This is a genomic window from Nitrosomonas communis (assembly GCF_001007935.1).
GTDB classification, from domain to species: domain Bacteria; phylum Pseudomonadota; class Gammaproteobacteria; order Burkholderiales; family Nitrosomonadaceae; genus Nitrosomonas; species Nitrosomonas communis.
This window is the reverse complement of the sequence record NZ_CP011451.1, coordinates 2,140,763-2,154,158: the sequence shown is the minus strand read 5'-3', so window position 1 is coordinate 2,154,158 and position 13,396 is coordinate 2,140,763. Positions and strand designations below refer to the sequence as shown.

Below are 13,396 nucleotides of genomic sequence, written 5' to 3'. Positions count from 1 at the left end.
GACAAAGCCAGCTTTAATTGAGAGATAGAATCAGTCCGGGCTGGTCTCACGCTATGTGCTAAACAACAAACCCGAGCGGATCAAAAATGATCCCACTTTCCCTCAGCTCGGCCAGCGCTATATTCGCTTGATTGAGCGGATGCTCTGCGGCGAATACACCCAATTCTCCAATGGATGTGCCTGAATTCAGTAGATCAATGTATGGCTGCGCCTGTTCCGCTGTGGGTGCTGTTCCCATGAGGTTGCTCCAGAGTAACGAAGTTATTTGCGCAGGTGTATTGGCACTGGTGGCGGCAATAGCGAAGGCAGCAAGATCTTCATAACCAGTATTTTTTTCCAGCTCAGAAAGGCCGACTGCCACATAATCGGTATTGGAAATACTTCCCGCGCCAAAAACAGCTCCAATCAATTTCGCAACTATCCCGGCCGAGCCATCCATATCGAGCGCAAAAGCCATATCAGTGAAAATGATACGCTCGATACCTTGAAGCGTATCGATTCCTTCATTATTCGACCCTGTCCGTTGATCAATTACGATCAACTCACCGGCTGGCGAAACTTGATGAGTAAAATGAGAACGGGCACCGCTGTAGAGGGCATAATCGATTCCTCCCCCACCATGAATCGTATCGTTGCCCAAACTCCCTTTGAAAATCTGTATATGTTGCTCACCCGGCATTTCACCTGTCATATTGTCAGCGCCATCACCACCCAGCAGTACCTCAATGTTTTGACCTTCTTTTGCATTCACATTGTCGTTGCCATGAGTGCCAGGAACAATATTCATATCCCGGAACAAAGTGTTTGCATTCAATTGGGAAGTGATAAATTCCATACTTTTTCGGTAATTGATTGCCGTGTCATCCAGCGGAACGAACAGTGCATGTTCTGATAATCCATTTATCCCGGAATCATCCACCCGTACATTAATAACCGAGCCACTTATTTCATATCCCCTCGCCTCTCCTGCTATTACCGCTTCATCGTCATTATGACGAATATTGACGAAGCGTTCTTCCGGTAATGCTTGAAAATGATTAGTACCGGGTGATCCAAAAGTTACCCCGATATATCTCGCATCGGTAACACCATAGTCTTGCATGAAGAATTGTGCAGCGGCTCCTCCTAAGCTATGGCCGGTCACGAGCACCTGTTCAATACCTTGGCTACTAATATAGTTGGCGATTGATTGAAGGAAGCCGACTTCGTTATCGTTGCGCGCATCGTTTAAAAGATCATAATAACCTTTTATGTTGAAAACATTATTATTCCAATCTTTTCTGCCATTTTTTGTAAAAAGATCATTAGAGCCCTCAAATGAAATGCCTAACATGCGTTTGCCACCCAGTATAGTTAAACCCACCGTTGCCGAAGCATTGTCATTGTCATATCGCAACAAACTCTCGCCTATCGTGCTGAATCGAGAATCGTTTCCTGCAAAACCCAAAGCTGTGGCATCTAAAGGTACCCAGCTTTGAATGCGTCCATTCACAGCATCAATAACTGGTTGATCGTCGAGATGGTTATCAGAATAAGCTCGTGCAGAAAGATTAAGTGCAGCAAGCATTATGTTGTCGGAAGTTATTTTAAGTTCGGGAATGGAACTGGCACTCCCTGATGTTATTGCCATCTTCTATCCTTTTTATATCGCATCTCGCTAACGGTTACCTGGGAGCCTATCACGCATCTATAAAAAACATTGAACTCAATCTATAGGTCACTCTAAAAAATACTATTAATTCTATTTCTAACGCTCATGGTGATTACCTGTATCCCGAAGAATGAAAGAAACTTCAAGGTGGAAAGTGGCGAGTAGAGATCGTAATAGATTTTGGTAATCTGATTCCCCGATTCTAACGTGATCCGCTGGGCTGACTCGCATCCCGGCACGCTAAACAGGCTGCTGGTGACTTATCACCTTCAGGCATATTCAGTGCTGGCTGGCACTCACCCCCTTCCACCCTTGAGTATAATTGACGGGAGTTAATATGGAAACTGATAGTACTGTACAAATGCGTGGTTGGTCTCGAGGTTCATCACGCGCAAATTACGGCCTGTGCATTGATCGAGGAAGCCGATGACAGTACGAGCATGGAGTAACGGCAGTTTGGTACGTTCAAACGCGATCGCCGGGAACGGGCATGCTGGATGGCGGGGCTTCACCCCGACGAGGTTGTGATGGAAAGCACAGGTACCTACTGGAAGAGCCCGTTTGGCTTGGCTAGAAGCAGTAGGTATTCGGGCAAAAGTGACGCCCGCTGGCTGGCGACACTGGCGTGCGCTGGCTTGGCTACGAGGATTGTTTATACCGCCGGCAAGACTACGCGAGCTGCGTCTGATTGCCCATCAGCGACAGAAACTGGTCAGTCAGTTGGCGCGGGTCGTGGTCAAGACGATTATCGCCGGACAGCCACCCCATGAGGTACTCAAATTCGCCAGTCGGCGGCTCAAGGCCAGCCGTGTTGAAATCTTCGACGCCTTGCAGTGTGATCTGACAACAAGCCACCATTTTGTGCTCGACGAACTGATGCCACATATCGAGCAGATCGAAGCACGTATCGCCCGTTTCGATGCCAAGCTTCTGGATGAACTTAAGGATGAACACAATACGCTGGCACTGTTGCAAACCTTGCCTGGTGTCGACCTCATGGGTGCAGCTATGCTGCTCGTCGAAATTGGCACTGATATGAATGCCTTCGGCAGCGCTGGTCATATGGCGTCAAAGGTCGGCATCTGTCCCGGTAACCATGAGTCCGCCGGCAAACATGAATCTGGACGTGCCCGCAAGGGCAACCCTTGTGTTCGACGGTTACTTTGCGAGTTCGCTCATGCCGCCAGTCGTACCCGATCGGTGGTCAAATCGAAGTTCCAGTCTCTCGTCGTTCGGCGCGGCTACAAACGCGCAATCGTGGCTATCGGCCACAAAATACTACGCACTGTTTTCTTCATGCTCAAACGGTACGAACATTACCGGGATTCAGCCACTGACTATGAAGCACTTTCCGCTCAACGCAATGCTCCGCGTTGGATTAATGCTCTGATCAAGTTCGACATTATCACACCAGCCAAAACTTGATAATGATTTATCGTATCATGGCCTTCACTGGCCAGAGATTTGCTCGCCTTCAGCATGGGCTCTTTCACGCTAATCATGTCGCATTTGCTGCCGTGAAAATCCAGTCATACGCTCGATGTATCGCAGCATTACGCCCTCTACCCGTCCGTGTCAGAGGCGTAGCCGCTTGAATATACGCTCTATTAATCGATTACGCTCGTCCTTGGAAATTCGAAATGCTACCTCTGTAGTTTTCTCCAAGAATTCCTTGATCTGTGCCAGAGCCTGTAGTTTCGCTTCTCCCATATTAATCGCCATGCTTTGCATAATACTCGATTCAGCAATTCAATTTCAGACTCATTTCTTGGTGGAAATATGGCCTTTCAGTCTCTTTCATATAAAAAGAGATTGATCGTGGTTGACCTTACTGAGTCTGTTACAATTAACAAGGCAGATGCGGTTTCCGCGCCTCTATATTATATCTGCTATATTTATGAAGCTGCTAATGTGTATCGTGCGGAAACCATTGAAAGTCAACTCATTGCGTACTTCACGCTTTGCTCTTCTCAAAGGAGACTGCTCATGAATCTACTTACTCACGACTTTTCTACTACGCTCGCTGGTGCACAGCCACCCTGCCTATCACTTTACCAGTCAACCCACCGCCACCACCCCGACAATCAGCAGGATCCCATTCGTTTCCGGAATTTAGTGAAAAAGCTAGAGCAATCGCTGCAGCAGAAGTATCCTGCAGTGGCAATCACTAAGATTCTGGAGCCCTTTAACGCCCTTGCCGATGATATGGCGTTTTGGAATCATACCCTTGATGGATTGGCAGTATTTGCTGCATCAGGACTTTTTCAGGTATTTAGGACGCAACGCCCGGTCATTGAGCTGGCTGTAGTGGCTGATAGTTTCCATACCAAACCACTCAGGCGTTTATTACAAACCGTTGATCGTTATCAAGTGCTCGGTTTGAGCCAGCATGCGATTAGGCTTTTCGAAGGAAACCACGATGCGATCGACGAGATTGATCTTACTCCCGGCGTCCCGCGCACGATTACCGATGCCCTCGGTGATGAGTTGACTGAGCCACGCTTGACCGTATCTTCTTATGGTGGCGGCGCCGGACCAGGGAGTACACCGATGCACCACGGACACGGCGGCAAAAAAGACGAGATGGATGTGGACACCGAGCGATTCTTCCGTGCGGTTGACCGCGCAGTACTTGAGCATTACTCGCAACCAACTGGACTTCCCTTAATCCTAGCAGCACTGCCTGAGCATCACGCTCTGTTCCACCGCGTCAGCCATAATCCATTTCTTGCCACTGAGGGGATCATGATTAGCCCCGATGCTGTGTCTCTTGAGGAACTTCGAGCCCGTGCGTGGGAAGTTGTCGCACCTCAGTACCAGGTACGGCTTACTGAACTAATTGAAGTATTCGCGCAAGCTCACTCTAAGGGTCTGGGTAGTGACGATCTCGCTGAGGTTGCGGCTGCAGTTACAGCTGGTCGCGTGGAAACGCTGCTGCTCGAAAGCGACCGTCAACTTCCTGGCCGACTCGATTCCACAACGGGGCGTATCGAACTCAGCGAGCTTAGCGATCCTGGCGTGGATGACCTGCTTGACGATCTGGGAGAGCTGGTTGCGAACAAAGGAGGCCATGTGTGGGTGATTCCTGCTGAACACATGCCTTCACAAACAGGTGTTGCCGCGATCTACCGTTATTAAACCAAAGCTGAAAGGAATAATTATGAAAATCCAAGTCAATACCGACGATAATATCCAAGGTTCAGATGTGCTGAACGCGCAGGTTGAGGAAGTGATCGAGAGCAATTTACGACATTTTCGTGATCAGGTGACTCGAGTGGAAGTCCATCTCAGTGATGAAAACAGCCAGAAAGGGGGCTCACGCGATAAACGCTGCTTGATGGAAGTCCGGCTAGAGGGCCGCCAACCCGTTGCTGTTACGCATCAAGCAGGAACTGTGAATGAGGCCATAAACGGTGCAGCCAAGAAGTTGAAAGCATCACTCGATAGCATTATTGGCAAACTAAGCAGCCAAATGAAGAGCCCTGCTGTTCCGAGGGGTGAAGAATCAGAATGATCATTCTTGGATAAATCACTCATCGCATTTCAAAATTCAGCTTTATGCCTTTGAACTCTTTTCAGTTTAATTTGAATATGGACCAAACTTGTATAGGGGAGTCGAGAAGAAACTCGACTCCCCAAGTTCTACTGTTAAAACAGTAGTGAAATTCGTTGAGATATTTTTATAAAATTTTGGTCGCATACAATGATGGCAGAGTTTGCTGCTCGGGGAAAAACCTGCATGGGTTGGTTTTATGGGTTCAAACTGCATTTGGTCATCAATGCCCGGGGGAATTGCTGGGAGTAAAAATAACGGTGGGCAACGTTGATGATCGTGATTTCCTGCCAGCGCTGACACGCTCTTCGTTTGGAAAACTCTTTGGTGATCGGGGCTATCTCTCGCAGCCGCTCTTTGAGCAACTCTGGCAGCAGGGCGTGCAGCTCGTCACCAAGGTGCGTAAGAACATAAAAAACAAGCTGTTGCCGCTGTTTGCCAAACTCCTGTTACGTAAGCACTCCATTATTGAGACCATCAATAATCAATTGAAAAATATCTCGCAAATCAAGCATTCCCGCCATCGCTACCCATTTAACTTCTTTGTTAATCTGATAGCCGGGCTGGTACTTACACTTTTCGGGAGAAGAAACACTCACTTAACATTATAGATTTTCTCAAACTATTCCAGCCGTAGTGTCATAATTCTTATGTCGAACTCGCGTTAATTAAGCTCCTTCATTCAAAACGGAGTTAGCTAAGATAAGTTGGATATTGACTAACTCAACATCTCCATCAGCTTCCTGATGCGCTTGACCCGTTCTGCCGCATCCGGAATTTTCACTTGGACTTTCAGGCGATCTGGGCCAGCCAGACTGTATTCCCGGCCACTTTGGATAAGTGTGATAATTTTGCCTGCTTCCACAGAGGGGTTGGGCGCAAAATGAATAAGAATACTGTCGGTGCTGGCATCAATCCGCACAATGCCAAGCGTTTTGGCAGCAATACGCAAACGGTGACAGTCAAGTAGCGCTCGGGCTGGGTCAGGCAACAAACCGAAGCGATCAATCAGTTCCCGGTGCATATCATCCAGTTGCCCATCATTGATGCAGTTGGCCATGCGTTTATACAGCACCAGGCGTTCATGGATATCATTGCAATACTCTTCTGGCAGTAAAGTAGGCACATGCAGGTTGATTTCAGTGGCAATACCAAGGGGATGCTGCATATCTGGCTCACAGCCTGCTTTGAGTGATTTAATCGCGTTCTCCAGCATGGTGCTGTAGAGATTAAAACCGACTTCCTGCATTTCACCACTTTGTGATTCGCTCAGCACAGCACCGGCACCGCGGATTTCCAGATCATGCATGGCCAAATAAAAGCCTGATCCGAGCTCTTCCATTGATTGAATCGCCTCCAGTCTTTTTTTGGCCTGCGCACTGAGTGCTTCATCACCCGGCGTCAGCAGATAGGCATAGGCTTGATGGTGAGAACGCCCTACCCTACCGCGCAACTGATGTAATTGCGCCAGACCAAATTTATCTGCACGATGGATGAGGATGGTGTTGGCAGTGGGAATATCTATACCCGTCTCAATAATAGTCGTGCATAGCAGCAGATTGAAACGTTGCTGGTAGAAATCGCGCATGACATGCTCCAGCTCACTTTCACGCATCTGCCCGTGGGCGATGTGAATACGCGCTTCCGGCAGAAGTTGCGTAAGCTTGTCATACATGTGTTGAATAGTGCTCACTTCATTATAAAGAAAATAAATTTGGCCACCACGTTTCAGCTCCCGCAGACAAGCTTCGCGGATAATCCCTTCCGAAAAAGGATGGACGAAGGTTTTGATGGCCAGCCGTCTTTGCGGGGCAGTAGCAATAATAGAAAAATCGCGCAGCCCTTCCAGTGACATGGCGAGTGTACGGGGAATGGGTGTAGCCGTCAGAGTCAGCACGTCCACTTCGGTACGCATTCTTTTTAGCTGCTCTTTTTGACGAACACCAAAGCGGTGTTCTTCATCAATGATCACCAAGCCGAGATTCTTGAATTTAACCTTCTCCTGGATCAGCTTGTGTGTGCCGATGATGATGTCTATTTGCCCGCTGGCGAGGCCTTCCAAAGCTTGCCCTTGCTCTTTGGCTGAACGAAAGCGTGATAGCTCGGCGATTTTCACGGGCCATTGTTCAGCAATTAAGCCAAAGCGATCCGAGAAATTCTGAAAATGCTGCTCCGCGAGCAAAGTGGTAGGCACCAGTACGGCCACCTGTTGACCATCTGCCACTGCAATAAAGGCCGCGCGCAGAGCAACTTCTGTTTTACCAAAGCCGACATCGCCACAAATCAGTCGATCCATCGGTTTGCCCGAGGTCAAATCGCTGATAACCGCTTCAATAGCAGCCGCTTGATCAGCGGTTTCTTCGAAGCCGAATCCTTCTGCAAACGCTTCATAATCATGCTGTTTAAATTTGAAAACATGACCTTGACGCGCTGCACGCTGCGCATACAGATTCAGCAGCTCAGCTGCTGTATCACGCACCTGCTGCATGGCCTTGCGTTTGGCTTTTTCCCACTGTCCACTGCCAAGTTTATGCAGAGGGGCTGATTCAGGCGAGACCCCGCTGTAACGTCCAATCACATGCAGTTGAGAAACAGGCACATACAGCTTGTCGCCGCCGGCATATTCCAGTGCGAGGAACTCACTGGTTTGACCGGCTTCCCCTTCGCCTAGATCCATATTGACCAGCCCGAGATAACGGCCAATGCCATGTTGTTCATGTACGACTGGATCGCCAGGCTTGATTTCAGATAAATCGCGCAACATAACGTCAGTCGAGGTAGCCTTGCGCGTTTCACGCTCACGCCGCCCATGCACATGCGTTGCGTAAAGCTCACTCTCGGTAATCAACGCATAGCGATCAGCATTCAGGATATAGCCGGTATGGACCGGCGCAACGCTCAGCATGAAAGGCTCATTGCTCGACTGAAATTCTGCATAATTTTTACAAAGTGTCGGGCACAGACCATATTCATGCAGATATTCAGCTATCAATTCACGCCGCCCCATACTCTCAGCCAGTAGCAAGACACGTCCGCCCGATAGCGTATAATCGTCAACAAATGCAGTCAATTTTTCAAGTGGATTAGCTGCATGACGATCCACCCGCACGGCCGGCAAAGGTTGCGTAAATGATTCGGCGGCCAGGTCTTTATCAGCCTGAATTTGAATACGCGTATAAGGTTTCAGTTTGCCAAAAAAGCCATCCGTGGTCAGAAACAGTTCAGTTGGTGGCAAGAGGGGGCGATCGGTATCCCCTCGTAATAATTGGTAACGCGACTGAGTATCACGCCAAAAATTTTCGACCACTGGATAAATATCCTGATGCAGGCATAACAAGCTGTTCTGAGGCAAATAATCGAACAAGGTAGCCGTTTGCTCAAAAAAAAGCGGAAGATAATACTCAATTCCTGCGGGCGTGTTCCCTTTGCTGATTTCTTTATACATCCGGCTGCGAGAAGGGTCGCCTTCAAATTTTTCGCGAAAATTGATACGAAAGCGCGTGCGCCCCGCTTCATCCAAGGGAAACTCACGCGCAGGCAGCAATCTGATCTCTTTGACCGGATAAATGCTGCGTTGGGTATCGACATCGAATGTCCTGATGGTCTCGATTTCGTTATCAAGCAAGTCCATACGGTAAGGCAGCGGATTGCCCATCGGGAATAAATCGATCAATCCCCCGCGTATGCTATATTCACCCGGTGACAATACCTGTGTCACATGCGTATAGCCAGCCAAAGTCATCTGACTGCGGAAGGCAGCTAAATCAAGTACACTGCCCTGCTTGATAAAAAAAGTATGGGCTGCCAAAAATTCCTTAGGTAGCATGCGATACAAAGCGGTTGTCACAGGCACGACCAATACATCGCAGAACCCGTTCATGACCTGATAAAGGGTCGCCAGTCGCTCAGATATCAGATCAAAGTGTGGCGAGAAAGTATCGTAAGGCAATGTTTCCCAATCTGGCAGCAGATGCGCATTTAATTCAGGTGCAAAAAAAGGTAACTCTTCGAGCAATCTCTGTGCATCCAATGCACTGGCAGTAATGATGGTCAGCGGCTTAGCCCATTGCTGCCCGGAACGTGTCAGTTCGGCAAGAGCCAAGGTATCGCTCGAACCGTCAAATCCGAAATAACGCGACAGCATCCCTGGCGCGGGTAAATTAAGTTTAAATGACATGGTCTACAACTTCATTTTCCAAACAATATCAGCGCGCTTCCCAAGCCGATTGCAGTGATGATCATGCCTAAAGCACTGCGCTTGGCTAGCAGCGAACTACCGATAGCTAGTATCAATCCTAGCTTGAAGATAATATTTGAAATGACGGCCAGTGTAATGGCAGTGACTGCTTCTGTCACCTGCAGCTGACCTAGATCGAGCAAACGCAGACTGCTGAGCGTAATGGCATCCACATCCGTCAAACCGGAAATAATCGCCACCATATAAAGTCCGCTGCTACCCGCAATGTCCGATAACCAGGCACTTAACAGCAACACGATCGCATAGAGTGCCCCAAAGCCGATTGCAATCGTAAGCTCAACAGGGTTCTTAGTTTCAGGTATAGAAAGTTCCTCTTGCTGGGTTAAATCACGCCACCAGAAAGTAGTGGCGATCAGGCCAAAAAAAAGGCCCATACCCAGGATCGGCAATATGTTGGGTAATATCACCGGCGCCACGACCGCACTGATGACGGTAAGTCTTACCAAAACCATTAAATTAGCCACTAGAATCACCACCACCGCTAATTTGGTCAGCATCGGATTATCTTCGCTACGACGCGTAAATACCATGGTAGTAGCAGTACTGGATACGACCCCACCCAGTATTCCTAACAGGACAGCGCCATAGCGCTGACCAATAAAGCGCAATGCGATATAGCCGGAGAGGCTGATACCCGATATCAATACGATCATCAGCCAGATCTGATAAGGGTTAAGCGCATCATAGGGGCCATAATCCTGATTAGGTAAGACCGGTAACACGATAAAAGTGAGTACGGCAAACTGCAGCATCGAAATCAGATCGCGCCGGTCAAGTTTTTGTGTGATGCCATGCAGTTCTGTTTTAAAATAAAGCAACATAGTCGTAACAATAGCGAGCATCCCCGCCAGCGTGGATTCGCCATACCAGACTGTGGCGCCCAGACCATAACAGATAAGGATAGCCGCAACAGTCGTCGTGCCAGGATCAGGCAATTCATTTCGATGACGAATATAAGCAGTAATCATCATGGTTCCCACTAGCAACAGTCCGCCAAATAGCAACCAGGGTGAATTTGTTTTTTGCGACAACATGGCGCTAAGCGTACCAAACAGTGAGACCAGGGCAAATGTTCTTAACCCCGCTCTCGCTGTGGGGCTACGCTCACGTTCGAGGCCGATTAAAAGACCAATGGCAAGACTGGTAGCAAAGGGAGCCAAATGCTCAAGCTCTACTCCCGGTTGGAAGGTATTATTCATAGCGTCATTGAATCAATCGGAAACCAGTGTTCAAGCAGCAATTGCAGGGTCGTATTACCATTGTATTCATTAGCTTGTACACGAAAGACTGCATTAATCATGGGCGGCAGCAACTCCACCTGAAAAAATAAGATGGCATCATAACTGCGGTGCGAATCAAATTTCTTCAATTTTAATTTTAAATGTTTCTCACCTACTACACGTTGGCTTTCCACGTAGAAACAGGCATTAAAGTTCGGCTCAGGAAAACCTTGTCCCCAGACACAGCCAGCCAACCAGTACGCCAGATCCAGATTTAATTCAGCCTCATCCAGTTCGCCATCGGTCTCTATGATATGGACTAAATCTGCAGGCGTCAGCAGTGCTTGCGCAATTTGCTCAAACGCATCCCGAAAACGCTCAAAATTTTGCTCATGCACAGTCAAGCCAGCTGCTGCAGCATGCCCACCAAATTTCAAAATTAATCCTGGATACCTTTTAGAAACAAGATCCAATGCATCACGCAAATGAAAACTTGGAATGGAACGTCCTGAGCCTTTAATTTCACCTTCATTGCCCGGCGCAAAAGTAATCACCGGACGATGAAATTTTTCCTTGATACGCGAGGCGAGTAAACCAATCACACCTTGATGCCAGCTTGGATCATACAAACATAAGCTATAACCAGATCCGGTTGCGCATTCCTGAGTTTCAATGACAGTTGCCAGCTTGCTCAACGCATCATTTTGCATATCTGCTTCGATTTCACGCCGCTGACGGTTCAACTCATCCAGTTGCGCAGCAAGCTGACTCGCTCTGGATTCATCATCTGTGATCAGGCACTCAATCCCCAGGGTCATATCATCGAGTCGGCCGGCTGCATTCAATCTTGGCCCAATGATGAAACCCAGATCATAGGTGGAGACTTGTCGGAAATCACGTTTTACAACCTGCAGTAAGGCATTAATGCCGGCACATGCCCGTCCCTTGCGAATACGCTGCAAACCTTGCTGAACCAGAATGCGGTTATTGCTATCGAGTCTGACGACATCCGCAACTGTCCCCAACGCAACCAGATCAAGCAAACTCGCCAGATTGGGCTCTTTACCAGCAGCGAACGCACTGCGCTTGCGCAACTCCGCGCGTAACGCAAGCATCACGTAGAAAATGACGCCTACGCCAGCCAGATGCTTGCTGGGAAAATTGCAGCCAGGCTGATTGGGATTGACGATCACTGCCGCAGCGGGTAATTGATCTCCCGGTAGATGGTGATCGGTAATAAGTACTTGTATCCCCAGCTGATTAGCCGCCCGCACCCCTTCCACACTCGCAATCCCATTATCGACGGTTATGAGAATATCCGGCTGTCCAGCAGAAGAGGTAGCCGCAAGGTGCACGATTTCCGGCGTCAAGCCATAGCCATATTCAAAACGATTGGGAACGAGATAATCGACGATGGCACCAAATTTTCTGAGTGCGCGCATGGCCACTGCACAGGCAGTCGCGCCATCCGAGTCATAATCCGCCACAATCAATAAACGTTTGCGCTCGGCAATGGCATCAGCCAGCAGTACCGCTATATGAGAAACATGGGTTAACTGCTCAAATGAAAGTAGCTGGGATAATTCTGTCTCAAGCTGCTGAGGCTGTTGAATGCCACGCGCGGCGTATATGCGTGCCAATACGGCAGGCAAACCATATTGATTAAGCGTGTTAAAAGCGTGTTGAGAAAAATTGCGGGTAGTGATGTTGGGCATTTGCCAGTTATTTTAACATCTGGCATTCTGAAACGTTAGCCCGGATAAGTATTTTGCGCTAAGCGAATGAGTGGGTAGTACGCGATATTAAAAATACAGATGGAAAAATTTTAAGCGCTTGGCTCCACTTTTTCTACTTTTAGGAGATGCAAGCGGCGGCTGTCGGCTCGTAACACGGTAAATCTGAAATTATCGATCACAATGGATTCGCCATTCTTGGGTAGCCGGCCAAATTTGCTGGTAACGAGCCCGCCAATCGTATCAAAATCCTCGTCACTGAAGGCGGCTGCTAGTACCTCATTAAAACTGGCGACTTCCGTGATCGCTTTAACGCGATAATAACCGCTGGCATCCGCTACGATGTTCGCTTCCTCTTCATCAAAGTCATACTCATCTTCAATTTCCCCCACAATCTGCTCCAGTACGTCCTCGATGGTGACCAAACCAGCTACACCGCCATATTCATCTACCACGATGGCGATATGATTGCGACTACGGCGGAAGTCCTTGAGTAAGATATTAAGACGCTTGGACTCAGGAATAAACACGGCTGGACGGAGCATATCACGTACATCAAACGCTTCTTCTCCTGCGTAATAGCGCAGCAAATCTTTTGCCAACAAAATGCCAATCACATGATCTTTATTGCCATCCGTAACAGGAAAACGCGAATGTCCCTTTTCAATAACATACGGAATGAATTCATCCGGTTTTTCACTGATATCAATAGTATCCATTTGTGAACGCGGCACCATAATATCACGCACCTGCATTTCGGATACATGCAACACCCCTTCAATCATGGCCAGCGCATCGGAATCGAGCAAATTACGTTCATACGCAGAGTGCAGCAAAGCCACCAGCTGCTCACGATCTTCGGGTTGGCGGAAAAGGAGTGAACCAAGATGTTCAAACCAACTGACTTTATGGGAGGAATTATTCATGATCAATTTCATCATTGTTTAAATAGTGTAGTGCTTAAAAAAACTGGACTGTGAA

8 protein-coding genes and 2 pseudogenes are annotated in these 13,396 nt (G+C 48.2%); 4 read left to right on the top strand and 6 right to left on the bottom strand.

Features of this window, described 5'->3' with window-relative positions:
- Positions 1-58: 58 nt before the first annotated feature.
- Positions 59-1,630 carry a lipase family protein gene (locus AAW31_RS18925; RefSeq protein WP_052752168.1) on the bottom strand — a complete coding sequence of 524 codons (1,572 nt, stop codon included), beginning with the start codon at positions 1,628-1,630 and terminating at the stop codon, positions 59-61.
- Between the two features lie 356 nt (positions 1,631-1,986).
- Here AAW31_RS18925 and AAW31_RS09745 point away from each other — a divergent pair.
- Positions 1,987-3,076: pseudogene (locus tag AAW31_RS09745) on the top strand (IS110 family RNA-guided transposase).
- Between the two features lie 150 nt (positions 3,077-3,226).
- Here the strand turns inward: AAW31_RS09745 and AAW31_RS23115 are convergent.
- Positions 3,227-3,361 carry a hypothetical protein gene (locus tag AAW31_RS23115; protein ID WP_258920384.1) on the bottom strand — a complete coding sequence of 45 codons (135 nt, stop codon included), beginning with the start codon at positions 3,359-3,361 and terminating at the stop codon, positions 3,227-3,229.
- Between the two features lie 276 nt (positions 3,362-3,637).
- Here AAW31_RS23115 and AAW31_RS09740 point away from each other — a divergent pair, with 276 nt between their 5' ends.
- From AAW31_RS09740 to AAW31_RS09730, 3 genes and pseudogenes are all read left to right on the top strand, one after another.
- A complete protein-coding gene (locus AAW31_RS09740; RefSeq protein WP_046851667.1) occupies positions 3,638-4,789 on the top strand; it encodes a baeRF3 domain-containing protein in 1,152 nt (383 codons plus the stop codon).
- A 22-nt stretch (positions 4,790-4,811) separates the two neighbouring features.
- A complete protein-coding gene (locus AAW31_RS09735; RefSeq protein ID WP_046850102.1) occupies positions 4,812-5,165 on the top strand; it encodes an HPF/RaiA family ribosome-associated protein in 354 nt (117 codons plus the stop codon).
- Between the two features lie 180 nt (positions 5,166-5,345).
- Positions 5,346-5,849, top strand: a pseudogene (locus AAW31_RS09730) (IS982 family transposase); the annotation flags it as partial.
- Between the two features lie 73 nt (positions 5,850-5,922).
- Here the strand turns inward: AAW31_RS09730 and mfd are convergent.
- The 4 genes from mfd to AAW31_RS09710 all read right to left on the bottom strand — a co-directional run bounded on the left by mfd (position 5,923) and on the right by AAW31_RS09710 (position 13,341).
- The gene (gene mfd, locus AAW31_RS09725; RefSeq protein WP_046850101.1) at positions 5,923-9,381 is read right to left on the bottom strand and encodes a transcription-repair coupling factor; all 3,459 of its coding nucleotides are present in this window, start codon (positions 9,379-9,381) and stop codon (positions 5,923-5,925) included.
- 11 nt (positions 9,382-9,392) lie between these two features.
- Positions 9,393-10,661: an MgtC/SapB family protein gene (locus AAW31_RS09720; RefSeq protein WP_046850100.1), complete on the bottom strand. Its 1,269-nt coding sequence runs from the start codon at positions 10,659-10,661 to the stop codon at positions 9,393-9,395.
- Complete coding sequence (recJ, locus tag AAW31_RS09715; RefSeq protein ID WP_046850099.1) at positions 10,658-12,397, bottom strand: single-stranded-DNA-specific exonuclease RecJ; 1,740 nt, start codon at positions 12,395-12,397, stop codon at positions 10,658-10,660. The genes AAW31_RS09720 and recJ overlap by 4 nt, the downstream gene beginning before the upstream one ends.
- Before the next feature lie 110 nt (positions 12,398-12,507).
- Positions 12,508-13,341 carry an HlyC/CorC family transporter gene (locus AAW31_RS09710; RefSeq protein WP_046850098.1) on the bottom strand — a complete coding sequence of 278 codons (834 nt, stop codon included), beginning with the start codon at positions 13,339-13,341 and terminating at the stop codon, positions 12,508-12,510.
- Positions 13,342-13,396: the final 55 nt, after the last annotated feature.

What these genes read in the sequence shown, in the direction of transcription:
- AAW31_RS18925 (WP_052752168.1), bottom strand. Translation starts at nt 1,630, where the DNA reads ATGGCAATAACATCAGGGAGTGCCAGTTCCATTCCCGAACTTAAAATA.
- AAW31_RS23115 (WP_258920384.1), bottom strand. Translation starts at nt 3,361, where the DNA reads ATGGGAGAAGCGAAACTACAGGCTCTGGCACAGATCAAGGAATTCTTG.
- AAW31_RS09740 (WP_046851667.1), top strand. Translation starts at nt 3,638, where the DNA reads ATGAATCTACTTACTCACGACTTTTCTACTACGCTCGCTGGTGCACAG.
- AAW31_RS09735 (WP_046850102.1), top strand. Translation starts at nt 4,812, where the DNA reads ATGAAAATCCAAGTCAATACCGACGATAATATCCAAGGTTCAGATGTG.
- mfd (WP_046850101.1), bottom strand. Translation starts at nt 9,381, where the DNA reads ATGTCATTTAAACTTAATTTACCCGCGCCAGGGATGCTGTCGCGTTAT.
- AAW31_RS09720 (WP_046850100.1), bottom strand. Translation starts at nt 10,661, where the DNA reads ATGAATAATACCTTCCAACCGGGAGTAGAGCTTGAGCATTTGGCTCCC.
- recJ (WP_046850099.1), bottom strand. Translation starts at nt 12,397, where the DNA reads ATGCCCAACATCACTACCCGCAATTTTTCTCAACACGCTTTTAACACG.
- AAW31_RS09710 (WP_046850098.1), bottom strand. Translation starts at nt 13,341, where the DNA reads ATGAATAATTCCTCCCATAAAGTCAGTTGGTTTGAACATCTTGGTTCA.